The sequence below is a fragment of the Nitratireductor sp. genome (genome assembly GCF_017794765.1).
Classification (GTDB): Bacteria; Pseudomonadota; Alphaproteobacteria; order Rhizobiales; family Rhizobiaceae; genus Nitratireductor.
This window is the reverse complement of sequence record NZ_CP051236.1, coordinates 2610056-2636535: the sequence shown is the minus strand read 5'-3', so window position 1 is coordinate 2636535 and position 26480 is coordinate 2610056. Positions and strand designations below refer to the sequence as shown.

26 protein-coding genes are annotated in these 26480 nt (G+C 58.2%); 20 read left to right on the top strand and 6 right to left on the bottom strand.

Going from position 1 to position 26480, the window contains the following annotated elements; genetic code table 11:
• The first annotated feature begins 78 nt into the window (after window positions 1-78).
• On the top strand, window positions 79-741 hold the full coding sequence (locus HF949_RS12475) for a hypothetical protein (RefSeq protein WP_292895740.1): 663 nt from the start codon (window positions 79-81) through the stop codon (window positions 739-741).
• A 53-nt stretch (window positions 742-794) separates the two neighbouring features.
• Here the strand turns inward: HF949_RS12475 and glnA are convergent, their stop codons facing one another.
• A complete protein-coding gene (gene glnA, locus HF949_RS12470; protein WP_292895739.1) occupies window positions 795-2204 on the bottom strand; it encodes a type I glutamate--ammonia ligase in 1410 nt (469 codons plus the stop codon).
• A gap of 72 nt (window positions 2205-2276) precedes the next feature.
• Window positions 2277-2615 carry a P-II family nitrogen regulator gene (locus tag HF949_RS12465; protein ID WP_292895737.1) on the bottom strand — a complete coding sequence of 113 codons (339 nt, stop codon included), beginning with the start codon at window positions 2613-2615 and terminating at the stop codon, window positions 2277-2279.
• Between the two features lie 281 nt (window positions 2616-2896).
• Between HF949_RS12465 and HF949_RS12460 the strand changes: the two genes are divergently transcribed.
• Window positions 2897-4402 carry an NAD(P)H-hydrate dehydratase gene (locus tag HF949_RS12460; RefSeq protein ID WP_292895735.1) on the top strand — a complete coding sequence of 502 codons (1506 nt, stop codon included), beginning with the start codon at window positions 2897-2899 and terminating at the stop codon, window positions 4400-4402.
• Window positions 4403-4510: 108 nt separating this feature from the next.
• Here the strand turns inward: HF949_RS12460 and lexA are convergent, their stop codons facing one another.
• Both lexA and HF949_RS12450 read right to left on the bottom strand, forming a co-directional pair.
• The gene (lexA, locus tag HF949_RS12455; protein ID WP_292895733.1) at window positions 4511-5230 is read right to left on the bottom strand and encodes a transcriptional repressor LexA; all 720 of its coding nucleotides are present in this window, start codon (window positions 5228-5230) and stop codon (window positions 4511-4513) included.
• 98 nt (window positions 5231-5328) lie between these two features.
• The gene (locus tag HF949_RS12450) at window positions 5329-5961 is read right to left on the bottom strand and encodes a MarC family protein (RefSeq protein WP_292895731.1); all 633 of its coding nucleotides are present in this window, start codon (window positions 5959-5961) and stop codon (window positions 5329-5331) included.
• 231 nt (window positions 5962-6192) lie between these two features.
• Between HF949_RS12450 and gyrA the strand changes: the two genes are divergently transcribed.
• Window positions 6193-8979, top strand: a complete 2787-nt coding sequence (gene gyrA, locus HF949_RS12445) for a DNA gyrase subunit A (protein WP_292895729.1) — start codon at window positions 6193-6195, stop codon at window positions 8977-8979.
• 46 nt (window positions 8980-9025) lie between these two features.
• Here the strand turns inward: gyrA and HF949_RS12440 are convergent, their stop codons facing one another.
• A complete protein-coding gene (locus HF949_RS12440) occupies window positions 9026-9160 on the bottom strand; it encodes a hypothetical protein (protein ID WP_255663312.1) in 135 nt (44 codons plus the stop codon).
• 229 nt (window positions 9161-9389) lie between these two features.
• Between HF949_RS12440 and coaD the strand changes: the two genes are divergently transcribed.
• The 9 genes from coaD (at window position 9390) to HF949_RS12395 (ending at window position 17347) form a co-directional block, all read left to right on the top strand.
• Window positions 9390-9890: a pantetheine-phosphate adenylyltransferase gene (coaD, locus tag HF949_RS12435; protein ID WP_292895727.1), complete on the top strand. Its 501-nt coding sequence runs from the start codon at window positions 9390-9392 to the stop codon at window positions 9888-9890.
• A gap of 81 nt (window positions 9891-9971) precedes the next feature.
• Entirely contained in the window at window positions 9972-10499 is a 528-nt protein-coding gene (locus tag HF949_RS12430) for a peptidylprolyl isomerase (RefSeq protein WP_292900162.1), read from the top strand.
• A gap of 28 nt (window positions 10500-10527) precedes the next feature.
• Window positions 10528-11004 carry a peptidylprolyl isomerase gene (locus tag HF949_RS12425; protein ID WP_292895725.1) on the top strand — a complete coding sequence of 159 codons (477 nt, stop codon included), beginning with the start codon at window positions 10528-10530 and terminating at the stop codon, window positions 11002-11004.
• Between the two features lie 56 nt (window positions 11005-11060).
• A complete protein-coding gene (gene queA, locus HF949_RS12420; RefSeq protein WP_292895723.1) occupies window positions 11061-12137 on the top strand; it encodes a tRNA preQ1(34) S-adenosylmethionine ribosyltransferase-isomerase QueA in 1077 nt (358 codons plus the stop codon).
• Entirely contained in the window at window positions 12134-13264 is a 1131-nt protein-coding gene (tgt, locus tag HF949_RS12415) for a tRNA guanosine(34) transglycosylase Tgt (protein ID WP_292895721.1), read from the top strand. The genes queA and tgt overlap by 4 nt, the downstream gene beginning before the upstream one ends.
• A 151-nt stretch (window positions 13265-13415) precedes the next feature.
• The gene (locus tag HF949_RS12410) at window positions 13416-14825 is read left to right on the top strand and encodes a circularly permuted type 2 ATP-grasp protein (protein WP_292895719.1); all 1410 of its coding nucleotides are present in this window, start codon (window positions 13416-13418) and stop codon (window positions 14823-14825) included.
• Between the two features lie 11 nt (window positions 14826-14836).
• Entirely contained in the window at window positions 14837-15778 is a 942-nt protein-coding gene (locus tag HF949_RS12405) for an alpha-E domain-containing protein (RefSeq protein WP_292895717.1), read from the top strand.
• Window positions 15779-15788: 10 nt separating this feature from the next.
• Window positions 15789-16583, top strand: coding sequence for a transglutaminase family protein (locus HF949_RS12400; protein WP_292895715.1), 795 nt, complete (start codon window positions 15789-15791; stop codon window positions 16581-16583).
• A gap of 35 nt (window positions 16584-16618) precedes the next feature.
• Window positions 16619-17347 carry a proteasome-type protease gene (locus HF949_RS12395; RefSeq protein WP_292895713.1) on the top strand — a complete coding sequence of 243 codons (729 nt, stop codon included), beginning with the start codon at window positions 16619-16621 and terminating at the stop codon, window positions 17345-17347.
• A 35-nt stretch (window positions 17348-17382) separates the two neighbouring features.
• On the opposite strand, the gene HF949_RS12390 is transcribed toward HF949_RS12395, so the two are convergent.
• Window positions 17383-17799: a DUF4864 domain-containing protein gene (locus HF949_RS12390; RefSeq protein WP_292895712.1), complete on the bottom strand. Its 417-nt coding sequence runs from the start codon at window positions 17797-17799 to the stop codon at window positions 17383-17385.
• 217 nt (window positions 17800-18016) lie between these two features.
• Here HF949_RS12390 and HF949_RS12385 point away from each other — a divergent pair, with 217 nt between their 5' ends.
• The 8 genes from HF949_RS12385 (at window position 18017) to HF949_RS12350 (ending at window position 26447) form a co-directional block, all read left to right on the top strand.
• On the top strand, window positions 18017-18790 hold the full coding sequence (locus HF949_RS12385) for a DeoR/GlpR family DNA-binding transcription regulator (RefSeq protein WP_292895710.1): 774 nt from the start codon (window positions 18017-18019) through the stop codon (window positions 18788-18790).
• 102 nt (window positions 18791-18892) lie between these two features.
• Window positions 18893-20452, top strand: coding sequence for a glycerol-3-phosphate dehydrogenase (glpD, locus tag HF949_RS12380; RefSeq protein WP_292895708.1), 1560 nt, complete (start codon window positions 18893-18895; stop codon window positions 20450-20452).
• Window positions 20445-21527, top strand: a complete 1083-nt coding sequence (locus tag HF949_RS12375) for an ABC transporter ATP-binding protein (RefSeq protein ID WP_292895706.1) — start codon at window positions 20445-20447, stop codon at window positions 21525-21527. Before glpD ends, HF949_RS12375 begins: the two co-directional genes overlap by 8 nt.
• Window positions 21528-21536: 9 nt before the next feature.
• The gene (locus tag HF949_RS12370) at window positions 21537-22628 is read left to right on the top strand and encodes an ABC transporter ATP-binding protein (protein WP_292895705.1); all 1092 of its coding nucleotides are present in this window, start codon (window positions 21537-21539) and stop codon (window positions 22626-22628) included.
• On the top strand, window positions 22625-23488 hold the full coding sequence (locus HF949_RS12365; RefSeq protein ID WP_292895703.1) for a carbohydrate ABC transporter permease: 864 nt from the start codon (window positions 22625-22627) through the stop codon (window positions 23486-23488). Before HF949_RS12370 ends, HF949_RS12365 begins: the two co-directional genes overlap by 4 nt.
• Window positions 23485-24285, top strand: coding sequence for a carbohydrate ABC transporter permease (locus HF949_RS12360; protein ID WP_229446853.1), 801 nt, complete (start codon window positions 23485-23487; stop codon window positions 24283-24285). Before HF949_RS12365 ends, HF949_RS12360 begins: the two co-directional genes overlap by 4 nt.
• A gap of 10 nt (window positions 24286-24295) precedes the next feature.
• On the top strand, window positions 24296-24589 hold the full coding sequence (locus HF949_RS12355; protein ID WP_441338408.1) for a DUF2160 domain-containing protein: 294 nt from the start codon (window positions 24296-24298) through the stop codon (window positions 24587-24589).
• A 127-nt stretch (window positions 24590-24716) separates the two neighbouring features.
• The gene (locus HF949_RS12350; protein ID WP_292895697.1) at window positions 24717-26447 is read left to right on the top strand and encodes an ABC transporter substrate-binding protein; all 1731 of its coding nucleotides are present in this window, start codon (window positions 24717-24719) and stop codon (window positions 26445-26447) included.
• Window positions 26448-26480 lie beyond the last annotated feature (33 nt).

Genomic DNA, 26480 nt, shown 5'->3' with positions numbered 1-26480 from the left:
ATGGCATGTCTCAAGCATTGGGCATCTTCTGAGCAATGAAAATCGAGACATTGGTCGTATGACAGGAGGATATGTCTTATGGGGATTGCGTGGACCAGGGGGGTAGCGTTTCTGCGTGAAGCGGCGGCAAGACTGACGCTCAAACGGGACCACGCGCCGATTGATACGGTGGACGCGCTTTGCACCTTCATTGCCACGCGTTCCTCGTTTGTCGCTCAGAAAAAGCTCTACGGCTATCTGAAGGCGCGCATGGGTACGCGCTATCCGTCGATGTTCGAGGATGATGTCTTCGTCCAGTCCATCAACGTGGCCAAACTTCATGTCTTCGCGGCCTGCCTCTCCGATCTCACGCTTCACACCGTCGCGAAGGTTGCTTCCAACGGTGCATTGGAGCGGGAAGATGCGTCCGCGCTTGCCCGCCACTGCCATACACAGGGGCTCGCCCACAACCGCGAGGCACTTCCCCAGTCGGAAACGGTGGATGAATGGCGCGAAACATTTGAAAAGCGCATCGCCGATACCCACTGGCAGAATGTCGCCGTCGATGGAGGGGCTTTCACCGAGAGCCCTCAGGCGCTTTTCCGTTGGGCGCCGATCGCCGATCAACTGAAACGTCATGACAGGGAAATCGTGGAGAACTCGATCCGCTTCGCGTTTGGCGAAGTGACGCGCGCCTTTCGTGAGCGTGCCGATCTGCCCGCTCTGGCCCGGGGCTGGATGAACCAGCAGGAAAACGGTTGAAAAAAAAGGCTCCGTCCGTGGACGGAGCCCTGGAATCGCCTTGGGAGGAGCGATTAGACCGAGTAATACATTTCGAACTCGACCGGGTGCGGCGTCATCTCATAACGCAACACTTCCGCCATCTTCAGTTCGATATAGGCATCGATCTGATCGTCGTCGAACACACCGCCTGCTTTCAGGAAGCCACGGTCCTTGTCGAGGCTCATCAACGCTTCGCGCAGCGAGCCACAGACGGTCGGGACCTTCTTCAACTCCTTCGGCGGCAGGTCATAGAGATCCTTGTCCATGGCCTGGCCGGGATGGATCTTGTTCTTGATGCCGTCGATGCCGGCCATCAGCATGGCTGCAAAGGCGAGATAAGGGTTTGCGCCCGGGTCGGGGAAGCGGACCTCGACGCGCTTGGCTTTTGGTGAGGATCCAAACGGAATGCGGCATGAAGCGGAGCGGTTGCGGGCCGAGTAGGCGAGCAAGACCGGGGCTTCAAAACCCGGAACCAGACGCTTGTAAGAGTTGGTGATCGGGTTGGTGAAAGCGTTGATAGCCTTGGCGTGCTTGATGATGCCGCCGATATAGAACAGGCAGTTTTCCGACAGGCCTGCATATTCGTTGCCAGCGAAGGTCGGCTTGCCTTCCTTCCAGATCGACTGGTGCACATGCATGCCCGAGCCGTTGTCGCCATAGATGGGCTTCGGCATAAAAGTGGCTGTTTTGCCGTAGGCGTTGGCAACCTGATGGACGCCATATTTGAACTTCTGAACGCTGTCCGCGCTCTTCAGCAACGTCTCGAACTTGATGCCCAGCTCATGCTGGGCAGCGCCGACCTCGTGGTGATGCTTTTCGACGATCACGCCCATCTCGGAGAGAACCGTCAGCATCTCCGAGCGCATGTCCTGAGCCGAGTCGATTGGAGGAACCGGGAAATAACCACCCTTGACGCGCGGACGATGGCCAAGATTGCCTGTCTCATACTCGGCATCGTCGTTGCTTGGCAGTTCGCTCGAGTCGAGCTTGAAGCCGGTGTTGTACGGATCGGCCTTGTACTTCACATCGTCGAAGATGAAAAACTCCGGCTCCGGGCCGATGTAAACGGTGTCGCCAAGCCCCTCCGACTTCAGGAAGGCCTCTGCCTTCTTCGCCGTTCCGCGTGGGTCGCGGTTGTAGGCCTCACCCGAAATCGGGTCGAGGATGTCGCAGAAGATCGCCATGGTCGACTGGGCGAAGAACGGGTCCATATGGGCCGTATCGGTTTCCGGCATCAATACCATGTCGGACTCATTGATGGCTTTCCAGCCGGCGATGGACGAGCCGTCGAACATAACGCCGTCGGCGAACATGTCCTCATCCACGGCGGAGACATCCATGGTGACGTGCTGCAGCTTGCCTTTGGGATCCGTGAAGCGCAGATCGACAAACTTCACGTCGTTTTCCTTGATCTGCTTCATGATGTCTTGTGCAGTGGTCATATTCGCCTTCCTATTTGCGATGGTCTTGCCTGATGATCCCGGAGGTGTTCCGGGAAAGAGAATAATTGCGGATCAAACGGCGTCGGCACCGGTCTCGCCGGTACGGATGCGGATGACTTCTTCCACGTTGGTCACGAAAATCTTCCCGTCGCCGATGCGACCGGTCTGGGCAGCCTTGCGGATCGCCTCGATTGCAGCATCCACGGTTTCGTCCGCCAGGACGACTTCGATCTTCACCTTCGGGAGAAAGTCGACGACATATTCTGCCCCGCGATAGAGCTCGGTGTGCCCTTTCTGGCGCCCGAACCCCTTCGCTTCGATCACAGTTATGCCCTGAAGACCGATTTCCTGAAGGGCTTCCTTCACTTCGTCGAGCTTGAAGGGTTTGATGATCGCTTCGACCTTTTTCATGCCTCGGTGGCCTCCAAATGAGTTCAGGAACGGTGAGCCCGTGCCCCTTGTTGTTCCGGTTCGAATAAAGCACGAAACATGCCAACTCCGATCAGAGTCTTGCACGATCCGTGCCAATCGCTGCATTGTGCCTCCCGAAAGGCATAATCACACGGGTTTTCAGGCAGCGAAACATCGCGTGCTGTGCCTCTGAAAAGCACCAAGGGACACATGCGGTGCGCTGTACAGTTTGGCGGCTGCTTAAAAAATATGCAATGCGCTGAAGAAAGCGGCAATATGTGATGCAATTAGAGATTTTAACGCCTGAAGAGATGCGCAGGGTGGATCGCGCTGCGATCGCTGCGGGGGCGCTTGACGGATATGGCCTCATGAAGAATGCGGGGGCGGCGGTGGTGGATGAAATCCTTGCTCGTCATGCTGATGCGGAGGGCTTTCTCGTCCTGTGCGGCCCGGGTAACAATGGGGGTGACGGCTATGTGGTTGCGCGCCTCCTGACAGAACGAGGCCTGAGCGTTCGCGTTTTTGCCAACGCCGAATCGGCCTCGGGCAGCGATGCCGCGATCGCACTTATGGATTGTCCGGTTAAACCGGAGCCATTGGCGGCTTTCGAAGCCAGTCGAGGGTGGCTTGTGGTGGATGCGTTGTTCGGCGCAGGTCTGACGCGTCCCCTGGAAGAAATGGAGGCCGGGATCATCGGAAAGGTAAGCAGCAGCGGGCTTGCTGTGGTCGCCATCGATCTGCCCTCAGGTGTTTGCGGATTGACAGGAAAGCCACTTGGCGCGGCCTTGTCGGCGGATCTGACCGTCACCTTCTTTCGCAAAAAGCCCGGACATCTGCTCGTGCCGGGGCGGCAAATGTGCGGTGATCTCGTTGTTGCGGATATAGGCATTGCAGACAGCGCGCTTGATACTGTTGGTCAGGCACTTTGGGAAAACCAGCCTGCTTTGTGGCGGGAAGCCTTGCCGAAACTTCGCGTCAGCGCTCACAAATATTCGCGCGGTCATGTGGCCGTGATTTCTGGCGGGGCCACCTCGACAGGGGCGGCGCGACTTGCTGCGCGGGCAGCGGCGCGCGCAGGGGCAGGGGCCGTAACGGTTCTTTCGCCCGCCAACGCGCTTTCGGTTCATGCGATGCATTTGACGTCGATCATGCTGCGCAAAGCCGACACCGTAAGCGAGTTGCGGGCCTTTTTTGTCGACCGGGGACCCACCGGGACCGTTCTCGGGCCAGGCGCCGGCACAGGGGGACGAACGCGCAGTTTCGCACGCGCTCTTCTCGACAAGGCGAATGACGCAAGCGGATTGGTCTTCGATGCCGACGCACTCACGGCCTTTGGCGGCATGCAGGATGTGTTTTTTGGCATGATCAGGGCTTCCGCCGGCAAGGTTGTTCTCACCCCGCATGAGGGAGAATTCGTCCGGCTTTTTCCCGATCTTCACGACGGAACAGAAACTTCGAAACTGCAGCGAACACGGGAGGCGGCCGTGCGATCCGGGGCGACCCTTGTGCTCAAGGGACCTGATACGATTGTGGCGGCACCCGACGGGCGAGCGGCGATCAATGTCAACGCCACGCCACACTTGGCAACGGCCGGATCGGGCGATGTACTGTCGGGGATAATCGCAAGCCTTATGGCTCAAGCGATGCCGGCTTTTGAAGCGGCATGCGCGGGCGTCTGGATTCACGCAGAATGCGGTCGGTCACTCGGGCGCGGTCTGATCGCCGAAGACCTGCCTGAAACGCTGCCGAATGTGTTGCAGGAACTGTTTCGAGAAAACCCGTCCTGACCTGCAGGCATCGGCAACACCCCGGGCTTCCTTCCACATTCAAGCTTCAGGCCACACTCACGTTTCAGGAAGCCATGTGCGAGAGGAAAAATGCCTCTCCGCCGCAGGTCAATAACGGCGCATCAAGCCAACCAGACGCCCTTGAACCTTGACCCGGTCAGGACCGAATATCCGTGTTTCATATGCCGGATTGGCAGCCTCGAGGGCGATCGACGCTCCCTTCCGCCGAAAGCGCTTCAGGGTTGCTTCTTCCTGATCCACAAGGGCAACCACGATCTCGCCGGGGTTGGCAGTCTGGGTTTCGCGGATGATGACGGTGTCGCCGTCGAAGATGCCTGCCTCGATCATCGAATCGCCCTTGACCTCCAGCGCATAGTGGTCACCACCGCTCAGCATGTCCGGAGGGACGGCGATGGAATGGGTCTGGTGCTGGATGGCATCGATCGGAACACCCGCAGCGATGCGCCCCATGACCGGCACCGAAACGACACCGGCAAGAGAGTCGTCATTGCTGGCTGCCGGCTTGGGCTGGGATGGTGGCGCTTTGCCGAGGCTGCCTTCAATGACGCTCGGCGAAAACCTGCGTGCGCCGGCATTCAGGCCCGGCGCAATCGAATCGGGCAGGCGCAACACCTCGAGCGCACGGGCGCGATTAGGAAGGCGGCGGATAAAGCCGCGTTCTTCCAGGGCGGTGATCAACCGGTGGATGCCCGACTTGGACGCAAGGTCCAGCGCCTCCTTCATTTCGTCGAAGGATGGTGGAATTCCGGTCTCCTTCAAGCGCTCATGAATGAACAGGAGAAGTTCGTGCTGCTTGCGGGTCAGCATGGTAGCCACCGAGAATCAGTTAAAAACAAAACCAGAACATACTCTATATGTTCCAGTTGTGTTCCGCAACTCCCGGCATTTTCTTTCGATTTCTTGCGTTATGGCGCATGGAACAGGGCCTTTGCGCCGTCCGCGACGAACTGCACGGCCAGAGCTGCAAGTATCACGCCCAGAAGTCTTGTCAGGATCGATCGTCCTGTCTCGCCGAGGAAGCGGTCCACGCGCTCTGCAAGTGTGAACACAGCGTAGGTAATGGCGATCGTAGTGAGAAGAATTGCCAGCAATGTAGCGGTTCCGGTGAGGCCGCTGAAGGATCCGGAGAGAAGCACGGTGGCAGAAATCGCTCCGGGGCCGGCGATCAGGGGGATTGCCAGCGGAAATGCCGCAATATTTCGGATCATGTCCCGGGTGATGGCGCGTTCGGCGCTTTTTTCGTGGCGCTCCTGGCGGCGTTCAAAAATCATCTCGAACGCTATGAAGAAGAGAAGCAGACCGCCGGCCACGCGGAACGCCGGAAGTGTGATGCCGAAAACGGAAAGTATGGCGCTGCCAGCCACGCCGAAGAGCGCAAGAACGGCGAAGCCGATGATTGCGGCGCGGACGGCGACCTGATTGCGCTCTGAACGGTTCATGCCGACCGTCAGCGCAAGAAAGAGTGGCGCAAGACCTGGTGGGTCCACGGTCACGAGCAATGTGACGAACGCGTTGAACAAGGTCTCGTAACCTGACATGGGGTCCTCCCTTGTGACTGTCTAGCCCAGCCAGGAGGGTTCGGAAAAGCCCTGATTGCCACCTCCAGGCGCCTGACTGCGGCGATTTGTCGGTGCCTCCATTCACAGACCTGCCATATGCATCTGAAATTGCGTTGGATTTCCTTTGCGCCAATCTCTGCTCCGATTGGAGAATCAATGGCGTTTCATATATAAGAAGTCAGTGATTCCTTATTTTGTGTGTGATCCGATTTGACTGACCAGACAACGCCGACCGGACCGGGCGAGCCCGACGATATCGAGCCGATTTCCATCATCGAGGAGATGCAGCGCTCCTATCTCGATTACGCGATGAGCGTCATCGTGAGCCGCGCACTCCCGGATGTGCGCGACGGTTTGAAACCGGTGCACCGGCGCATTCTCTACGCCTCGCACGAAAGCGGCTATCACTGGAACCGCAAATATGTGAAGTCGGCACGTCCTGTCGCCGATGTGATGGGTAAATACCATCCTCACGGAGATGCGGCGATCTACGATGCGCTTGTGCGTATGGCGCAGCATTGGTCCATGCGCCTGCCACTGATCGACGGTCAGGGCAATTTCGGTTCCATCGATGGCGATCCGCCGGCGGCGATGCGCTATACCGAGTCCCGGTTGACAAAGGGCGCCCACGAGCTTCTCGAGGATATCGACAAGGAAACGGTCGACTTCCAGGACACCTATGACGGGTCCGGCAGTGAACCTAAAGTGCTTCCGGCCCGTTATCCGAACCTTCTGGTCAATGGTTCCGGTGGCATCGCGGTTGGCATGGCGACCAACATTCCGCCGCACAATCTGTCGGAAGTCATCAATGGCTGCGTGGCCATGATCGACAATCCGGCGATCAGTCTGCCTGAACTGCAGGAGCTGATTCCGGGGCCGGATTTCCCCACCGGGGGCCTTATCCTCGGACGGTCCGGAATCCGCAGTGCCTATGAAACCGGCCGCGGCTCCATCATGATGCGCGGCAAGGTGGCCATCGAGCCGGCGCGCAACGATCGTGAAGCCATCGTGATCTCGGAAATACCCTATCAGGTCAACAAGGCCTCGATGATCGAGAAGATGGCTGAACTGGTGCGCGACAAGCGCATCGAGGGTATCTCCGATATCCGTGACGAGAGCGACCGCCAGGGCTATCGGGTCGTGGTCGAGTTGAAGCGCGATGCAGTTGCCGATGTCGTGCTGAACCAGCTTTATCGGTTCACGCCGCTGCAAACTTCATTCGGTGCGAACATGGTTGCGCTGAATGGCGGTAAGCCTGAGCAGATGAACCTGCTCGATCTCTTGAAGGCCTTTGTCCATTTCCGCGAAGACGTCGTCAGCCGCCGCACCAAATACCTGCTGCGCAAGGCGCGCGACCGCGCGCATGTGCTGGTCGGTCTTGCCATCGCTGTCGCCAATATCGACGAGGTGATCAAGCTTATCCGCCATGCGCCGGATCCGCAGACGGCGCGCGAGCAATTGATGGAGCGTCGTTGGCCCGCGGCTGACGTGGAAGCCCTGATCCTTCTGATCGACGATCCGCGGCATCGGATCAACGAGGATGGCACCTACAATCTTTCCGAGGAGCAGGCCCGCGCGATCCTCGAACTGCGTCTGCAGCGGTTGACAGCACTCGGTCGCGATGAAATCGCCGACGAGTTGAACCAGATCGGTGCAGAAATCAGCGATTACCTGGAAATTCTGGCATCGCGCGCCCGTATTCAGCAGATCGTCAAAGACGAACTCATTGCCGTACGGGACGAATTCGGCACACCTCGCCGGACCGAAATCACCGAAGGTGGAGCAGACCTCGACGATGAGGACCTGATCCAGCGCGAGGACATGGTGGTCACCGTCACCCGCAAAGGTTATATCAAGCGCGTGCCTCTATCGATCTACCGGGCGCAGGCGCGGGGCGGCAAGGGCCGTTCGGGCATGTCGACCAAGGACGAGGATTTCGTCACGCGGCTGTTTGTCGCCAACACGCACACACCCATTCTGTTCTTCTCCTCGCGCGGTATCGTCTATAAGGAAAAGGTCTGGCGCCTCCCGGTCGGAACGCCGCAATCCGTCGGCAAGTTTCTGCGCAACATGCTGCCGCTGGAGGAGGGCGAAAGCATCACGACGATCATGCCGCTGCCTGAAGACGAGGAAAGCTGGGGCGCGCTTGACGTCATGTTCGCCACCACCCGGGGAACGGTGCGCCGCAACAAGCTTTCAGATTTCGTACAGGTCAATCGCAACGGCAAGATTGCGATGAAGCTGGACGATCCAAATGACGAGATCCTCGGTGTCTACACCTGTACAGAGGATGATGACGTGTTGCTGACCGCAGCTTCGGGCCAGTGCATCCGCTTCTGTGTCTCGGATGTGCGCGTCTTTGCAGGCCGCAATTCGATCGGCGTGCGCGGCATCAATCTGGCAGAGGGCGACCGCGTAATCTCCATGGCGATACTTTCCCACGTCGAAGCAAGCCCTGCCGCACGTGCCGCCTATCTGAAGCAGGCAGCGGCAGAACGCAGGCAGGCGAACGGGGATGAGGAAGAAGTTGCTCTCACCAATGAGGAACTGGGAGAGGAAGAGAGCCTTTCGCCCGAACGCTATGAGGAACTGAAAGCTCGCGAACAGATGGTTTTGACCGTCAGCGAATTCGGTTACGGAAAACGTTCTTCAAGTTATGATTTCAGGGTGACCGGTCGAGGCGGCAAGGGCATTCGAGCCACGGATGTCAGCAAAACCGATGAAATCGGCCCCTTGGTTGCCGCATTCCCGGTGGAGGAGGACGATCAGATCATGCTGGTTTCCAATGCCGGGCAGGTTATCCGGGTTCCGGTGAACGGAATACGTATTGCCAGCCGAGCCACAAAGGGTGTTACCATCTTCAATACCGCAAAGGACGAGAAGGTGGTTTCGGTAGAGCGCATTTCGGACACGCAGACCGAAGATGAAATTTCAACAGGCGATGAAGCCGTAGAGAGCGAAGTGGTTACGGAACAGGGAGATGGTGCTGCAGAGTGATCGGCTGCGGTACCAACTCAGACTTTTTCACCGCCTCGCTTCGGGTTTAATGAAAGCGACGGTTGGCAGAGCTGCGGACGCGATTCTCCAGCTTGATGCGGCTGGCTTCTTCATGGAGACCGACGACGGTGGCAATCAGCATCGCGACGGTCATTGCGGCAGCGAGCGTAAAGATCAGCATGGCTTGTCTCCTTTTGGTCTATTAACGTAGAGAGCCGCGATTTGGTTTCATTCTTCAACGCGGCGCCCCTGCAGGCATTGGTGACCTGACTAGCCGATTTGGTTCAAACCGCTGTTGAATGAGGCGTTCAGGCGTGGTTCATCTTTTTCCGCCGAAGTGGTTCTGGCTCGAGCCCAAGAGGCGCGATTGGCGAATTGCCAACGCCTGCTAAGATGGATACAAGCACGCCATGACCGAGCGAACAGCTTTCTATGCGGGGTCATTCGACCCTCTCACAAACGGCCACCTCGATGTGCTCAAGGGTGCGTTGACTGTGGCCGACAAAGTGGTCGTCGGGATCGGCGTTCATCCGGGCAAAAAGCCGCTTTTCAGCTACGAAGAGCGCGTTTCGCTGATTGAGCGTTCTGCGGTGGCCGAATTGGGTCAAGACGCCGGGCGGATCGAGGTCGTGGCGTTTGACAAACTGGTGATCGACGCCGCGCGCACACAGGGTGCCTCGATCATGATCCGCGGTCTGCGCGACGGCACGGATCTGGACTACGAGATGCAAATGGCCGGCATGAACGAGACCATGGCGCCGGACCTGCAAACGGTTTTTTTGCCGGCCAGCCCGTCCGTGCGCACCATTACCGCCACACTTGTCCGTCAGATCGCTTCCATGGGTGGAGACATCGCGCCATTCGTGCCTTCCGTGGTACTGGCAGCGCTTAAGGCCAAATTCCCCGCCTGAAACCAAAAGGAGAGTTTTATGCAGCTTCGCAAGCTCGCTTCGTCTGCGCTCGTGGTCGGTGCCCTTATTGCCGGCCTCGGCATGGCTTCAGCCGCCGAGCCGGAGAATACGATGATTTTAAAGCTCAGGAACGGTGAGGTGACCATCGCATTGCGGCCAGATCTTGCGCCGAAGCACGTTGAGCAGGTCAAGGCCCTTGTCGAGGAAGGGGCCTATGACAATGTCGCTTTCCATCGGGTGATCGACGGGTTCATGGCGCAGACGGGTGATGTTCAGTACGGCGATGTCGAGGACGGCTTTGATGCCCGGCTCGTCGGTACCGGTGGTTCGGACAAGCCAAATTTGCCGGCGGAGTTCTCTGAGGCAGCATTCACGCGCGGCACCGTCGGAATGGCGCGGTCTCAGGATCCAAATTCCGCCAATTCTCAGTTTTTCATTATGTTTGCGCCTGCGGAGCACCTGAACGGACAATACACGGTGATCGGTGAGGTCGAATCGGGCATGGAACTGGTCGATGCGATAAAGAAGGGCGACGCGGCGCAGAACGGTATGGTGCAGAACCCGGACAGGATTCTGAGCGCACGCATGGCAGGCGACGACGCGAATTAAGCGCATCGACAATAGAAAAGGTTTAAGAATGGCTGATATCAAGGATCCGGAAAACACCATCGTGATGGAGACGACCAAGGGCAAGGTCATCATCCAGCTCTTTCCGGACGTTGCTCCCGAACATGTGAAGCGCATCAAGGAACTGACGCGCGACAAGTTCTACGATGGCATCGTTTTCCACCGCGTCATCGATGGTTTCATGGCGCAAACAGGAGATCCGACCGGCACGGGCATGGGCGGATCTGACAAGCCGGATCTCAAGGCCGAGTTCTCAAACATGGCCCATGAGCGCGGTACCTGTTCGATGGCCCGGTCGCAGAATCCGAACTCCGCCAACTCCCAGTTCTTCATTTGCTTCGACAAGGCACCCTGGCTTGATCGACAGTACTCTGTCTGGGGGCAGGTAACCGAGGGCATGGACAGCATCGACAAGATCAAGCGTGGCGAGCCGGTCTCAGAGCCCGACTCCATCATCTCCATGCGGGTCGCGGCGGACGTTGCCTGAGTTTTTATACCGGGCGGCGGAAAGGTCGCCCGGTCCTGTTTGCCGGCCGGTTTGCGATGCGTGTAGACATCTTTGATTTCGAGCTGCCGGAGGAGCGGATTGCGCTGCGACCTGCCAGTCCGCGCGATTCCGCACGGCTTCTGAAGGTCGAGGGCGGGGCCCTGAGCGATCACGTGGTCCGGGAGCTTCCCGAAATACTTCAGCCCGGCGATGCGCTGGTTTTCAATGACACAAAGGTCATTCCCGCCCGCCTCAGTGGTGTTCGCCGGCGAGGGGAGACCGAGGCGCGCATCGAGGCAACGCTGCATATGCGTGAAGGGCCGGATCGCTGGCGCGCATTCCTGAAGCCGGCAAAGCGCGTGAACGCAGGCGAGCGCATCCAGTTTGGCCATGATGGTGAAAGCTGTTTCCTCGGTACGCTTGAAGCGACAGTAACGGAAAAGGGCGAAGGGGGCGAAGCGCTCCTCGTGTTTGATTTCTCAGGTCCGGTTCTGGACGAGGCGATCGCGGCTGTGGGCTACATGCCGCTGCCACCCTATATCGCAGGCAAACGTGCAGAGGACGAGCGCGATGAAGTCGATTACCAGACGATTTATGCCCGTGAAGAGGGTGCGGTTGCGGCACCGACGGCCGGTCTCCATTTCACCCCGGAACTGATGCAGGCGCTGGACACAGCCGGGATCGAGCGCCATTTCGTGACCCTGCATGTAGGAGCGGGTACCTTTCTCCCAGTCAAGGTTGACGATACGGACGACCACAAGATGCACTCCGAATGGGGTGAGGTGGATGCCGAGACGGCGGAAGCCTTGAAGGCGGTCCGGCAACGGGGCGGGCGCATTGTTTCGGTAGGCACCACCTCGTTGCGGCTCCTGGAAAGCGCGTCACAGCGCACCGGGACACTTGAGGCATGGTCAGGCGCGACTGACATCTTCATCACGCCTGGATATCGTTTCCGCACGGTTGATATCCTGATGACGAACTTTCATCTGCCGCGCTCGACGCTTTTTATGCTCGTTTCGGCCTTTTGTGGAACAGAGACCATGAAGCGCGCCTATGATCATGCGATCCGCAATGAATACCGCTTCTATTCCTATGGTGATGCCAGCCTGCTTTTCAGGGACGATCAGTCGTGAGTGACCAGTTCACCTTCCGCCTTCTGGCGACGGATGGCGATGCCCGACGTGGCGAAATCTCCATGCCGCGCGGTACGATCCGTACCCCCGCCTTCATGCCGGTGGGAACCGCAGGCACGGTCAAGGCAATGTATATGGATCAGGTGCGTGACCTGGGTGCGGACATCATCCTCGGCAATACGTACCACCTTATGCTGCGTCCGGGTGCGGAGCGGATGGCGCGGCTTGGTGGATTGCACGAATTCGCGCGCTGGCCATACCCCATCCTGACGGATTCGGGCGGGTTTCAGGTCATGTCGTTGGCGGACCTGCGTAAAATCACCGAAAAAGGCGTTACCTTCCGCTCGCATGTGGATGGCCAGGTGTTTGAAATGTCGCCCGAGCGCTCGATCGAGATTCAGGGCTTGCTCGGCTCAGACATCCAGATGCAGCTCGATGAATGTGTTGCATTGCCGGCGGAAGACGCCGAAATCGAACGCGCCATGGAGCTGTCTCTGCGCTGGGCGGAACGCTGCAAGTCGGCGTTCGGTAATCAATCTGGCAAAGCGATGTTCGGCATCGTCCAGGGTGGAGACAAGCCACATTTGCGCGAGCGTTCGGCGAAGGCTCTCGCTGCAATGGATCTGAAAGGCTATGCCGTCGGCGGGCTGGCCGTGGGTGAACCGCAGGCGGTCATGCTCGAGATGCTCGAGGCCACCTGTCCGGTTCTACCGGTCGAAAAACCGCGCTATCTGATGGGCGTTGGAACCCCAGACGACATCTTGAAATCGGTTGCGCGCGGCATCGATATGTTCGATTGCGTGATGCCCACCCGTGCGGGGCGGCATGGACTTGCCTACACACGGCGCGGCAAGATCAACCTCAAGAATGCCCGCCATGCCGAGGATACGCGTCCGCTGGATGAAGAGAGCGCTTGCCCGGCTGCGCGGGATTATTCGCGTGCCTATCTTCATCATCTGGTGAAAGCAGGAGAGTCGCTTGCCGGCATGTTGCTCACCTGGAACAACCTCGCATACTACCAGTCTCTCATGCAGGATATCCGCGACGCCATCGAAACCGGTCGCTTTGCCAAGCGATCAGCGGAAATCCGCACGGCCTGGGAAGAAGGCGATATTCCGCCGCTTTGAACAGGTTTGCTCAGATAATGAGCAGGACTGGCCATTTGCAGCGTATGAATTGGGCATTGTCTTCCGTTCTCTGCTCCCGCTGTCGTAACATTTAGAAACAACTTGCTTTTTTCCGGCTTCCCCGCTGAAATACTCCTGAGAGGAGCATTTCTTGACGCCATTTGACGAGATGCGCCTGGGGGGCCAGGCCCGAGATCCCTACGAAGATTACCAGAGCTGGTTTGACCGGCAGGATGCCAAACGCCTGAAGCAGAAGGCGGGCGACGCGGAACGGGTTTTCCGCAGAACCGGTATCACCTTTGCAGTTTATGGCGATCAGGAGGCGGCGGAGCGGCTGATCCCGTTCGACATTGTTCCACGCATAATTTCCGGCAAGGAATGGCGCCGGCTGGTCCAGGGTATCGAGCAGCGTGTTCAGGCGCTCAATGCGTTTCTCGAAGACATCTATCATCGACAGGAAATTCTGCGTGCGGGGCGCATACCCCGCGAAATCATCTCCGGCAATGAGGCGTTCTTGCCGGAAATGATCGGCGTAAAACCACCTGGAGGGGTCTACACCCACATCACCGGTGTCGACATTGTGCGCACAGGTGAAAACGATTTCTTCGTTCTGGAAGACAATGCCCGCACCCCTTCCGGGGTCTCCTATATGCTGGAAAACCGGGAGACCATGATGCAGCTCTTTCCCGAGCTGTTTCAGCAGGTGAAGGTGAGGCCGGTTGAGAACTACCCGCAGCTCCTGCGCGATTCTCTCGCCTGCGTTAAACCGGAACTTTGCGATGGAAAGCCTACCATTGCCGTTCTGACGCCCGGTAGCTTCAATTCAGCCTATTTCGAGCACGCTTTCCTCGCCGACCAGATGGGCGTGGAACTGGTGGAGGGATCGGATCTCCGCGTGGTGGACGGCCATGTGGCCATGCGGACCACACAGGGCTACAGGCGTATTGATGTTCTCTATCGCAGGATTGACGACGACTATCTCGACCCGCTGACCTTCCGGCCGGATTCGGTCCTTGGTGTGCCGGGCATCATGGATGTCTATCGCGCCGGCAAGATCACCATTGCGAATGCTCCGGGGACCGGGATATGCGACGACAAGGCGATCTATTCCTATATGCCCGATATTGTGGAGTTTTATACAGGGCGCAAGGCGATTTTGCCCAATGTGCCCACCTGGCGCTGCTCAGAGCCGGACAGCCTTGCTTATGTTCTGGAGCATCTTGACGAACTGGTGGTCAAGGAAGTCCACGGATCCGGTGGTTACGGCATGCTCGTGGGACCGGCGGCCTCGAAGAAGGAGAGGACGGCTTTTGCAAAGAAACTGAAGGCCCGCCCGAAAAACTACATCGCCCAGCCGACGCTGTCGCTCTCCACCTGTCCGATCCTGACCAGCAAGGGGCTGGCGCCACGCCATGTGGATCTGCGTCCCTTCGTCCTCGTGTCGGATCGCATACGGATCGTACCGGGTGGACTTACGAGAGTGGCATTGAAGAAGGGATCACTCGTGGTCAACTCCTCCCAAGGGGGTGGCACCAAGGATACCTGGGTTCTCGATGATTAGGGCGCGCTGACATGCTTCTTGGACGTTCAGCCAACGGTCTTTACTGGATGGCCCGTTACATCGAGCGGGCGGAGAATATGGCGCGTCTGGTCGACACCGGGCTGAGGCTGGCGTTGACGCAGACAAGCGCCTCATCCGACGAATGGGCCTCGGTTCTCACGAGCGCTGGTGTGCGTGATTTGTTCGAACAGGACAATGATACGTTCGATACGGCCACGGTTACAAATTTCCTGCTCCGGGACACGGCGAACCCTTCGAGCGTACTGTCCTGCATGGATACGGCGCGCATGAATGCACGGATGGTGAGAACCGCACTGACGCGGGAAACTTGGGAGAGTGTCAACGAAGCGTGGATGGCCATGCATCGCATGCTAAAGCGCCGAGTGGACGAGCAGGACCTGCCTGCCGTTCTCGATGCGGTCAAACGCGAAACCGCACTTATACGCGGTGCATTTCAGGGCACCATGTTGCGCAACGAGATCTTCGATTTCGCGCAAATGGGTACGATGATCGAACGCGCCGACAACACTTCCCGCATACTCGATGTCAAATACTATGTGCTGCTGCCATCAGCTGCTTGGGTCGGTTCCCCACTCGATAACATCCAGTGGCAAACGATCTTGCGTTCGGTTTCTGCCTTGCGGTCATACCGCTGGACCCATGAAGGCGATTTCAATCCGGCGAACATCGCCGATTATCTGATATTGAACCGGCGTATGCCGCGCTCCCTGGCGTTTTGTTACCGGCAAATCTGCGATTCTTTGGGCTATCTGGCAGATGAATATGGTGTGCGACAACGTTGCAACGAGATGGCTGATGCCAAGTACGAGAAACTGAAAACGGCCGCAGTTTCGGATATATTCGATGAAGGCTTGCACGAATTCCTGAGCGATTTCATCCGCGATAATGCCGCTTTGGGCAATCAGATCGCGACAGATTTCCGCTTCTACTGAGGGCAGTCCGATGCGTCTGAAAATCACGCACCGCACGGAATATCGCTATGATGCGCCTCTTTCCTATGCGTTGCAGCGCCTTCGGTTGTGCCCTCAAAGTGGCCCGACCCAGGACGTGCTCGAGTGGTCGCTGAATACTGAAGGCGCAACACAGGAAGCGCAATTCATCGACGGGTTCGGGAATGACACGCGGCTGGTGAGCATAGAAGGCGGGCAGAACACGATTACGCTCGAAGCATCGGGTGTCGTGGAAACCCGTGACACTGCAGGCGTCACGGGCAAACACCAGGGGCTCGCTCCGCTATGGCTATTTGAGCAGCAGACCGCCCTTTGCACAGTTGGACGTGGCGTATCAGCACTCGTGCGGGATATCACAGGCGCCACGGATGTAGAACGTCTGCACGCGCTTATGAGTGAGGTGCGCGAGCGTGTTGCCTATCGGGTCGGGGTGACGGATGCAGCCACCACGGCGGAGGATGCAATCGAAAATGGTGAAGGCGTCTGCCAGGATCATACGCATATTTTTCTGACGTCTGCTCGACTGATGGGCTTTCCGGCGCGGTATGTAAGCGGGTATCTGCGGATGGATGACAGTGATGATCAGGCCGCGAGCCACGCCTGGGCCGAGGCGCATCTAGAGGGGCTCGGGTGGGTGGCCTTTGACTGCTCCAACGGAATTTCGGCAGACGACCGTTATGTCCGCGTTGCTACGGGCCGTGACTACCGCGATGCGATGCCTGTGATGGGGATCCGGATCGGCCAGGCTCAGGAAGAGCTTGCGGTTCAGATCACGGTGGAGCAGTAGTCTTTCTGAACGAATCTGAATGAGGCACGGTCCAGATGACCTATTGCGTCGGGCTGAAAACGCAGCATGGCCTGGTGTTCATGTCGGACACGCGGACGAATGCCGGCGTGGACAACATTTCCACCTTTCGCAAGATGCATTGCTGGCAAAAGCCGGACGACCGCGTTTTGGTGCTGCTTTCGGCGGGTAATCTGGCAACCACGCAGGCCGTGGTCAGCCTGCTCGACGAGCGCACCAAGGCGCCCGATGAACGAACCCCGTCCATGATCGAAACGCCGTCCATGTATCAGGCGGCCCGTCTGGTCGGTGATACGGTTAAGGAAGTTATCCGTCAGTCGGCGCCCGTCGGACAGAGTGCTGACGCTTTCGGTGCCTCCTTCATCCTCGGCGGCCAGATCCGCGGCATGGCACCGCGCCTGTTCCTGATTTACCCGGAGGGGAATTTCATCGAGGTGAGCGCCGATACGCCGTTCTTCCAGATTGGCGAGACCAAATATGGCAAACCCATTCTGGTGCGTGCGTTCGATCCGGCCATGAGCCTGGAGGAAACGGTGAAGCTCCTGTTGGTTTCCTTCGATTCCACGCTGAAGTCCAACCTGTCCGTCGGCCTGCCAATCGATCTTTTATACTATAAGAACGACACATTCCGCATCGGCTACGAAAAGCGTATCGAAGCCGACGATCCCTATCTGCGGGAAATCTCGGAGGGCTGGTCCGACGCTTTGAAGAGGGCTTTCAAGAGTCTCCCTGATTTCAAGCGCTAACGTGTCCGGCAACCCGGCTCATGTTTTTGCGCACGTCAGATCGCGAAGTCTGCTGCCTCTCTCAAGCTGACAGCTGAGATCCGATAGGTGCCGTCGGGCTGTCGTTTCAATGTGTAGACTGCCTCATGGCTTTTGCCGTTCGGGCCGGTCGTCAGTACGCGCTGGACAACGGTTGTTGCATCCGGTTCGATCGCTTTGCCGAAAGTTAAGCTGCGGGGACGGTAGACCGGTTGATAGCCACGTGTGACCATCTCCATGAACCGGTCGACCGTCGGAAAGAGCTCCCTGATATTCGGTGCGGCATAGGTGTAGGCCCGCGCATCGTCGCCGGCCCGAAAGGCTTCGATCTGGTTTCTGATGGAGGATTGCGCCGCGCGGATTTCTGCTTCGCCTGCGAAAGCGAAAACAGGTGCAAGCAGTGTCAGCGTGATGGTCGGCAGAAAGTTTTTCATTTTGCGGTTCTCCCATTTCTGAGCGTGACCGACTTTTTCATTGAGACAGTCCCGCATTTCAGTCCGGTTTGAAGTCACGAGGTGCGCGCGGGAATGGTTTCACGCGTGATGACGGCCGCTATGACTGCAATGTGTTTTGGGGGCGATTGGGGTCGCAGAGACCTTGCTCTATTTTCGTTTTTAGAATTAAATTGCCAAAACGAACATTGAGATCCCGATGAACCCTTCCTTCTTGACGCCACGGCTGGCAGAAATCCTCGAGCAGGCAAAGGAGCATGGCCGCGTTCTGGTCGACGATTTAGCCGAACAATTCGGTGTGACACCGCAGACGATACGGCGTGATCTCAACGAGCTTTGCGATCGACGCCTCCTGACCCGGATTCACGGCGGAGCCCTCCTGCCTTCCGGGATAGAAAACATGGAATATGAAGCGCGGCGCAAAATCGCCTCGGAGGAAAAACGGGCGATAGGCCAGGCAGCGGCGCGGATCATCCCCGACAGAGCGTCGCTTTTTGTGAATATCGGTACCACCACTGAGGCCGTAAGTGATGCGCTTCTTGATCATGAAGGTCTCATGGTCATCACAAATAATATAAATGTTGCCAATAGGATGCGGGTTTTTCCTTCGTTCGAAGTCATCATTGCCGGTGGTGTGGTGCGCGGATCGGATGGCGGGATCGTTGGCGAAGCTGCGGTTGATTTCATCCGTCAGTTCAAGGTCGACTACGCGGTCATTGGTGTCTCTTCCATCGATCCGGATGGCGCGCTCTACGATTTCGATTTTCGCGAGGTGAAGGTGGCGCAGGCCATCATCGCCAATGCGCGGCACGTGATCCTGGTTTCGGATTCCACCAAGTTCGAACGTGGTGCGCCGGTTCGGATCGGTCACTTGTCCCAGGTCGACACATTCATCACGGACCGTTGCCCTCTGCCGGCCATGCGGGGGCTCTGCGAAGAGGTGGGTGTCCGGTTGATCGAGACAGAATGTTAACGAATAATGATTTTCGTTTGACATTCATTTTTCTTTCGAAATAATTCTTTTATCTCCAAGGCAGGAAAGTTTCCTGTGATCCGAGAGGCAGGGGAGAAACGCGTGCCCGCTTCCAAGTTCGCCCGTTCCGAGATTTTCGACGTGTTCGTCATTGGCGGCGGGATCAATGGATGCGGCATCGCCCGCGATGCTGTCGGGCGTGGGTACTCCGTGTTTCTGGCGGAAATGAACGACCTGGCGAGCGGGACCTCATCAGGCTCTACCAAGCTCATTCACGGCGGGCTGCGCTATCTCGAATATTACGAGTTTCGTCTCGTTCGCGAAGCTCTGATGGAGCGTGAGATACTGTGGCGCAACGCGCCGCACATCATCTGGCCCATGCGTTTCGTTCTGCCCTTGCACAAGGGCCTGCGGCCGGCCTGGCTCATCCGCATCGGGCTTTTTATCTATGATCATATCGGCGGAAGGAAGCTGCTTCCCAAGACCCGCACGCTCGACATGCGCACCGATGCGGCCGGAGAGCCGCTAAAAGAGTCCTATCGCCGGGCGTTCGAGTATTCCGATTGCTGGGTCAACGATGCCCGCTTTGTCGTACTCAATGCCCGGGACGCTGCCGACCGGGGTGCCGATGTGCGGGTGCGCACACGCGTGGTTTCAGCAGAAGACGAAAACGGTATCTGGAAAATCCGGATTCAGAACCTTTTGACGGGTGAGAAAGAAACAGTGCGTGCGCGCTACCTCGTCAATGCCGCCGGCCCGTGGGTCGATCATGTCATTTCGGGGGTGCTCGGTCAGAATGACGTTCAAAATGTGCGTCTGGTGAAGGGCAGTCACATCGTTGTTCGGGGAAAGTTCGACGATCCTCGCGCCTATTTCTTCCAGAACGCCGATGGGCGGATCATCTTTGCCATACCCTATGAGGGCGAATTCACGCTCATTGGTACCACCGATCAGGACTATGAAGGCGACCCCAGGGAGGTCGCGATCAGCGACAGCGAGATCGATTATCTGTGCGCTGCCGCCAGCGAGTATTTTGCCGAACCGGTAAGACGCGACGATATCGTGTGGACGTATTCCGGCGTGCGTCCGCTGTTTGATGACGGCGCCTCGAAAGCGCAGGAAGCTACGCGGGATTATGTGCTGAAATCGGAGACTGCGCGGGGTGGGGCGCCCATGGTGCATGTGTTCGGCGGCAAGATAACGACTTATCGCAAGCTGGCTGAATCTGCGCTGGAGAAAATCGCCGAATCCATCGGCGCAAAAGGTCGACCATGGACCCATTCGGCCACGCTACCGGGTGGCGAGTTCGCTTTTGACGGTTATGAAGCGCAGGTAGAAGCGCTGCTGCGCGACTACGCGTTTCTCGATCGTCATCATGCGGCCCGGCTAGTCAGGCTTTACGGCCTCTGTGCCCGAGAGATTCTCGGGGATGCTCAATCGCTGGGCGATCTCGGACGGCATTTCGGCGTCGATCTTTACGAAACTGAATTGCGCTATCTGGCCGCTCATGAATGGGCGGTCAGTGGGGAGGATGTGCTTTGGCGCAGAACCAAGCGCGGTTTGCGGCTGACGCCGGAGGAGGCGGCAGAAGTCGACAATTACATGCGTGAGATTTCGGGAATGCAAGACCAGGCGGCCAACGCTGGGGGAGGACATGCTTGAACTGCGCAATGTTTCAAAGGTCGTTTCCGGCGAAACGCACATAGATGATGTTTCGCTGCGGCTGGAGCCGGGCTCACTCAATGTGCTGCTCGGACCGACGCTTGCTGGCAAAACCAGCCTGATGCGGCTCATGGCCGGGCTCGATCGGCCCACATCCGGAAGTGTTTGGATGGAAGGAGAGGATGTTACCGGCATCCCCGTCCAGAAGCGCAGCGTCGCCATGGTCTACCAGCAGTTCATCAACTATCCGGCGATGTCGGTTTACGAAAACATCGCATCCCCGCTGCGTGTCGCGGGCTTGGAAAAACGGGTCATCGAGGAGAAGGTACGGCAGGCCGCCGGTCTTCTGCACCTGACACCGCATCTGGGTCGGACGCCGCTGGAGCTTTCCGGCGGTCAGCAGCAGCGCACGGCGCTGGCCCGCGCCATGGTCAAGGAAGCGCGTCTCGTGCTTCTGGATGAACCGCTGGCCAATCTGGATTACAAGCTTCGAGAAGAGCTGCGTGCCGAATTGCCGAAGATATTTGCAGCGTCCGGCGCCATCTTCGTCTACGCCACCACCGAGCCCAGCGAAGCGCTGCTTCTTGGTGGAAATACCGCGACCCTCAGCCAGGGCCGGTTGACGCAGTTCGGGCCAACCATCGACGTGTTCCGCAAACCGGTCGATCTCGTGACCGCGCGCACCTTCTCCGACCCACCTTTGAATACGGTTTCGGTGTCAAAGGCGGGCGGACATTTTTCACTCGACAATACTGTTCAGTTGCCTGTGCCGCAGGGCCACGAAAGTGCGCCCGACGGTCCGTACACGCTTGGCTTCCAGCCGCATCACCTTTCTCTTGCGCCTCGCGAGCCCAATGCAGTTTGTGTTCGTGCCAGTGTGTCGGTGACCGAAATCACCGGGTCTGAAAGTTTCGTTCATCTTGATTTCGCGGGCCACCGATGGGTGATGCTGGAAGAGGGCATTCACCGTCTGGAGGTGGGCGAAACCGTCGATGTGTTCATCGATACGCGCCACATGCTGGTGTTCGATAAGGCGAACCGGCGTGTCACGACCGGCAACAGCCGGGCTGCATAGGAGGCGGGAATGGCGCGAATTGATCTCAACAACATCCGCCACGCCTATCTGCCCAACCCTGCGAGCGATGACGATTATGCCCTGAAGCGGGTCCACCACACGTTTGACGATGGCGGGGCCTATGCGTTGCTCGGTCCATCGGGTTGCGGCAAGACCACGCTTTTGAACATCATTTCGGGCCTCCTGCGTCCGACGGAGGGCGAGATACTGTTCGATGGGCAGAATGTGACGGACCTGTCCACCGAAGCCCGCAATATCGCGCAGGTGTTCCAGTTTCCGGTCGTTTACGACACGATGACGGTCTACCAGAATCTTGCCTTTCCCCTGCGCAATCGCGGCGTTGCGGCCGACGAGATCGAACGGCGGGTGCGCGAGACGCTCACCATGATCGATCTGGCAGACCGGGCCGATCAGAAAGCCAAGGGTCTGACCGCCGACGACAAACAGAAGATCGCGCTCGGCCGCGGGCTGGTTCGCTCCGATGTGAGCGCCATTCTCTTCGACGAGCCGCTGACGGTGATCGACCCGCATATGAAATGGGTGTTGCGCTCTCAGTTGAAGGAACTGCACCGGCGTTTTGCCTTCACCATGGTCTATGTCACCCATGATCAGACCGAGGCGCTCACCTTCGCCGATCAGGTCGTGGTCATGAATGAGGGCGAGATTGTTCAGATCGGCACGCCGGAAGAGCTTTTTGAGCGCCCCAACCACACCTTTGTCGGCTATTTCATAGGCTCTCCGGGCATGAATGTTCTTCCCGTCCGGATCGACGGGCAGGGCGCTCATATCGGCGACCATTCCATCGCTCTGGAAGGGCAGATCCCGGAAATGCGGGATGCGAGGATGGAGCTGGGTGTGCGTCCGGAGTATGTGCGTATTGGCGAAAAGGGCATCCCCGCTAAGATCGTGCGCGTGGAAGATACCGGGCGGCGCAAGATCGTTCATGCGACCGTCGAGGGAGAGACCGTGGCGGCGATCGTTCCCGAAGGTGCTGCCCTGCCAGGCGAACCACACATCAGTTTCGATCCCGCAGGTGTCAACATTTATGCGGATTCATGGCGCGTTGATCCAGTCTCCGCGCGTCAGGGAGGGGCGGCATGACCAAGACATGGAACAACCGCGCCTGGTTTCTCGTCCTGCCGGTCCTGTTGCTGGTGGCCTTTAATGCCATCATCCCACTGATGACCGTTGTGAACTACTCGGTACAGGAAACCTTCGGCAACAATCTGTTCTTCTTCGAGGGAACGAAATGGTATGAGGACGTGCTCACTTCCGAGCGTTTTCATGCCTCGCTGTTCCGGCAGTTTCTCTTCACTGGGATCATCCTGCTCATCGAGGTGCCGCTTGGTGTTGCCATCGCTCTCACCATGCCCCGTTCTGGCCCCTGGGTGTCGGTCTGCCTCGTGCTGATGGCACTGCCGCTGCTCATCCCGTGGAATGTGGTGGGCGCCATGTGGAATATCATGGCCCTGCCGGATATCGGCCTTCTCGGCTATGGGCTCAATGCACTCGGCATCCCCTACAATTTTACTCGCCAGCCCATCTCCGCCTGGTTCACGGTGGTCCTGATGGATGTCTGGCACTGGACGTCTCTCGTGGTGCTGCTGGCCTACGCGGGCCTGCGTTCCATCCCGGAGGCTTATTACCAGGCAGCCAAGATCGATGGCGCGTCGCGCTGGTCGGTCTTCCGTTACATCCAGCTGCCCAAGATGAACCGCGTTCTGACGATCGCAATTCTCCTGCGCTTCATGGATTCCTTTATGATCTACACCGAGCCCTTCGTCTTGACCGGCGGTGGGCCGGGCAATGCCACGACCTTCCTGTCCATCGATCTGGTGAAGGCGGCGCTTGGTGAGTTCAATCTCGGCATCGCTGCCGCCATGAGCATCATCTATTTTCTGATGACACTTCTGGTGAGCTGGATCTTCTACACGCTGATGACCCGGGGAGAAGACCAATGAGAGTGACCCGCTGGCTCGTTCCAACGCTCTACATCATCTTCCTGCTTCTGCCGATCTACTGGCTCGTGAACATGTCGTTCAAGACGACCAACGAGATACTTGGTGGCTTTAGCCCTTGGCCGAAGAACTTCACCATCGACAGTTATGTGGAGATTCTCACCAATCCCGTCTGGTACAACGGTTACATCAGCTCCATCAGTTATGTTCTTATAAACACTGTGATTTCTGTCGCCTTCGCGCTACCTGCTGCCTATGCGTTCTCGCGCTATCGTTTTCTGGGTGACAAGCACCTGTTCTTCTGGCTTCTGACCAATCGAATGGCGCCGCCGGCGGTTTTCGCCCTTCCGTTCTATCAGCTTTATTCCGCCGTCGGCCTGTTCGATACGCCCTGGGCCGTGGCGCTCGCGCATTGCCTCTTCAACATTCCGCTGGCGGTCTGGATCCTCGAAGGCTTCATGTCTGGCGTGCCCAAGGAGATCGACGAGACGGCCTATATCGACGGATATTCGTTTCCGCGCTTCTTCGTGAAGATCTTCATGCCGCTGATCGCGTCGGGTATCGGGGTCACGGCCTTTTTCTGCTTCATGTTCTCATGGGTGGAACTGCTTCTGGCCAAGACACTGACCTCCGTCGCCGCCAAGCCGATCGCCGCCGTGATGACCCGCACCGCCAGCACATCCGGTTACGAGCTGGGCCTTCTGGCGGCTGCCGGCGTGTTGACGATCATCCCGGGCGCGATCGTGATCTGGTTCGTACGCAATTACATCGCCAAGGGCTTTGCCCTCGGGCGCGTGTAGGGAGAAAATGATGCCCCATTGGCTCGATCTCACATGGATGGCCTGGACGTGGCAGACGGCCGCATTCTTCCTCGTCATCTTCGCGTTTCTGTGCGCCATGACGATCTGGGAGTGGGCAAGCCCTGGAGGCGGGCCACGGCACGGCGTTCTTGGTCTCGACACCACAAGGGGCGACCGTCTTTTCATCTCATTGCTGGGCAGCGCCTTTATCCACCTGGGATGGCTTGGGTTGTCCGACATGCCGCTTTGGGGCGGCACGATTTTGTCTCTGGTCTATGCCTACGCGGTCTTCCGCTGGGTGTAGGTCCCGGACAAAGCAAAGCGGGGCGCAAGGCGTCCCGCGAACCGGCGGACAGGGGTCTCGAAACGGGCTCTACAACCGCCAGACCATGTTCACACCGTGAATGTGGAAACAGGAGGAGGAGTTTGAAATGAAAGCGCATTTGAAGACTTCTGTCGCAGCGCTTGCCTTGCTCTGGCTGCCCGGCCAGGCGATGGCGGACATGGCGGCTGCGGAAAAGTGGATCGACAGTGAATTCCAGCCTTCCTCTCTCAGCCGTGAGGAGCAGCTGGCGGAAATGGAATGGTTCATCAAGGCAGCGGAACCGTTTCAGGGAATGGAGATCAACGTACTCTCCGAGACCATCCCTACCCATTCCTACGAGTCCGAAACGCTGACCAGGGCATTTCAGGAGATCACGGGCATCAAGGTCAACCACCAGCTTCTGGGCGAAGGCGAGGTGGTGCAGGCCGTACAGACCCAGATGCAGACCAACCGCAACCTCTATGATGCCTATGTCAACGATGCAGACCTCGTGGGCACGCATTCGCGCCTGCAAAGTGCAGTCAACCTCACCGACTGGATGGAAGGCGAGGGTGCAGACGTCACGTCTCCGACCCTCGATCTTGAGGATTTTATCGGCGTCGCCTCTGCTACGGGACCGGACGGCAAGCTCTGGCAACTGCCTGATCAGCAGTTCGCCAATCTCTACTGGTTCCGGAAAGACTGGTTCGATCGTCCTGAAATTAAAGAGAAATTCAAGGAGAAATACGGTTACGAGCTGGGCGTTCCAGTCAACTGGTCGGCCTATGAGGACATCGCTGATTTCTTCACCAATGACGTAAAGGAAATCGACGGCGTTCGTGTTTACGGTCACATGGATTACGGCAAGCGGGCACCGGATCTCGGCTGGCGCATGACCGATGCCTGGCTCTCCATGGCCGGTGCCGGTTCCAAAGGCCTGCCCAATGGCCGCCCGATCGATGAATGGGGCATCCGCATGGAGGAGGGGTCGTGCAACCCTGCCGGCGCCTCCGTTAGCCGTGGTGGTGCCGCAAATGGACCTGCCGCCGTCTACGCCATCCGCAAATGGGATGAGTGGCTGCGCCAGTATGCGCCGCCCGGTGCCGCCGACCTCGACTTCTACCAGTCGCTGCCGGCGCTCAGCCAGGGCAACGTCGCCCAGCAGATATTCTGGTACACCGCCTTCACTGCCGATATGGTGAAGCCGAAGAGCGAGGGCAACAACACCGTCGATGACGAAGGCAATCTGCTCTGGAAGATGGCACCGTCACCGCATGGCCCCTACTGGGAAGAGGGCATGAAGCTCGGCTATCAGGATGTGGGCTCCTGGACGCTGTTCAAGTCCACACCCGTCGATCGTCGCAAGGCGGCCTGGCTCTACGCCCAGTTCGTCACCTCGAAAACGGTGGACGTGAAGAAGAGCCATGTCGGTCTCACGATCATTCGAGATTCCACGGTGAATCACGAATCCTTCACCGAGCGCTCTCCGAAGCTCGGCGGTCTCGTCGAGTTCTATCGCTCGCCGGATCGGGTTCTGTGGACGGACACGGGCGTCAATGTGCCGGACTATCCAAAGCTCGCCCAGATCTGGTGGCAGCAGATCGGCGACGTGAATTCCGGCGCCTTCACCCCGCAGGAGGCGATGGATCGACTGGCCGGTGAAATGGATATCACCATGGCCCGTATGCAGGCCGCTGACGAAAGCGCCAATGTCTATGGCGGTTGCGGTCCACGCTTGAACGAGGAAAAGGATCCGTCCGAGTGGATCGGTAAGGGCGGCGCAAAAGCCAAACTCGAAAACGAAAAGCCCCAGGGCGAGACCATCGTTTACGAGGAAATCGTCAAGCGCTGGCAGTAGAGCCGGTTGCAACACGCCTGAATGGCATCAAAA

Bases quoted from the DNA above. Each gene is read 5' to 3' on its own strand.
- HF949_RS12475 (WP_292895740.1), top strand. From the start codon at position 79: ATGGGGATTGCGTGGACCAGGGGGGTAGCGTTTCTGCGTGAAGCGGCG.
- glnA (WP_292895739.1), bottom strand. From the start codon at position 2,204: ATGACCACTGCACAAGACATCATGAAGCAGATCAAGGAAAACGACGTG.
- HF949_RS12465 (WP_292895737.1), bottom strand. From the start codon at position 2,615: ATGAAAAAGGTCGAAGCGATCATCAAACCCTTCAAGCTCGACGAAGTG.
- HF949_RS12460 (WP_292895735.1), top strand. From the start codon at position 2,897: ATGCAATTAGAGATTTTAACGCCTGAAGAGATGCGCAGGGTGGATCGC.
- lexA (WP_292895733.1), bottom strand. From the start codon at position 5,230: ATGCTGACCCGCAAGCAGCACGAACTTCTCCTGTTCATTCATGAGCGC.
- HF949_RS12450 (WP_292895731.1), bottom strand. From the start codon at position 5,961: ATGTCAGGTTACGAGACCTTGTTCAACGCGTTCGTCACATTGCTCGTG.
- HF949_RS12440 (WP_255663312.1), bottom strand. From the start codon at position 9,160: ATGCTGATCTTTACGCTCGCTGCCGCAATGACCGTCGCGATGCTGATT.
- coaD (WP_292895727.1), top strand. From the start codon at position 9,390: ATGACCGAGCGAACAGCTTTCTATGCGGGGTCATTCGACCCTCTCACA.
- HF949_RS12430 (WP_292900162.1), top strand. From the start codon at position 9,972: ATGGCTTCAGCCGCCGAGCCGGAGAATACGATGATTTTAAAGCTCAGG.
- HF949_RS12425 (WP_292895725.1), top strand. From the start codon at position 10,528: ATGGCTGATATCAAGGATCCGGAAAACACCATCGTGATGGAGACGACC.
- queA (WP_292895723.1), top strand. From the start codon at position 11,061: ATGCGTGTAGACATCTTTGATTTCGAGCTGCCGGAGGAGCGGATTGCG.
- HF949_RS12405 (WP_292895717.1), top strand. From the start codon at position 14,837: ATGCTTCTTGGACGTTCAGCCAACGGTCTTTACTGGATGGCCCGTTAC.
- HF949_RS12400 (WP_292895715.1), top strand. From the start codon at position 15,789: ATGCGTCTGAAAATCACGCACCGCACGGAATATCGCTATGATGCGCCT.
- HF949_RS12395 (WP_292895713.1), top strand. From the start codon at position 16,619: ATGACCTATTGCGTCGGGCTGAAAACGCAGCATGGCCTGGTGTTCATG.
- HF949_RS12390 (WP_292895712.1), bottom strand. From the start codon at position 17,799: ATGAAAAACTTTCTGCCGACCATCACGCTGACACTGCTTGCACCTGTT.
- HF949_RS12385 (WP_292895710.1), top strand. From the start codon at position 18,017: ATGAACCCTTCCTTCTTGACGCCACGGCTGGCAGAAATCCTCGAGCAG.
- HF949_RS12375 (WP_292895706.1), top strand. From the start codon at position 20,445: ATGCTTGAACTGCGCAATGTTTCAAAGGTCGTTTCCGGCGAAACGCAC.
- HF949_RS12370 (WP_292895705.1), top strand. From the start codon at position 21,537: ATGGCGCGAATTGATCTCAACAACATCCGCCACGCCTATCTGCCCAAC.
- HF949_RS12365 (WP_292895703.1), top strand. From the start codon at position 22,625: ATGACCAAGACATGGAACAACCGCGCCTGGTTTCTCGTCCTGCCGGTC.
- HF949_RS12360 (WP_229446853.1), top strand. From the start codon at position 23,485: ATGAGAGTGACCCGCTGGCTCGTTCCAACGCTCTACATCATCTTCCTG.
- HF949_RS12355 (WP_441338408.1), top strand. From the start codon at position 24,296: ATGCCCCATTGGCTCGATCTCACATGGATGGCCTGGACGTGGCAGACG.
- HF949_RS12350 (WP_292895697.1), top strand. From the start codon at position 24,717: ATGAAAGCGCATTTGAAGACTTCTGTCGCAGCGCTTGCCTTGCTCTGG.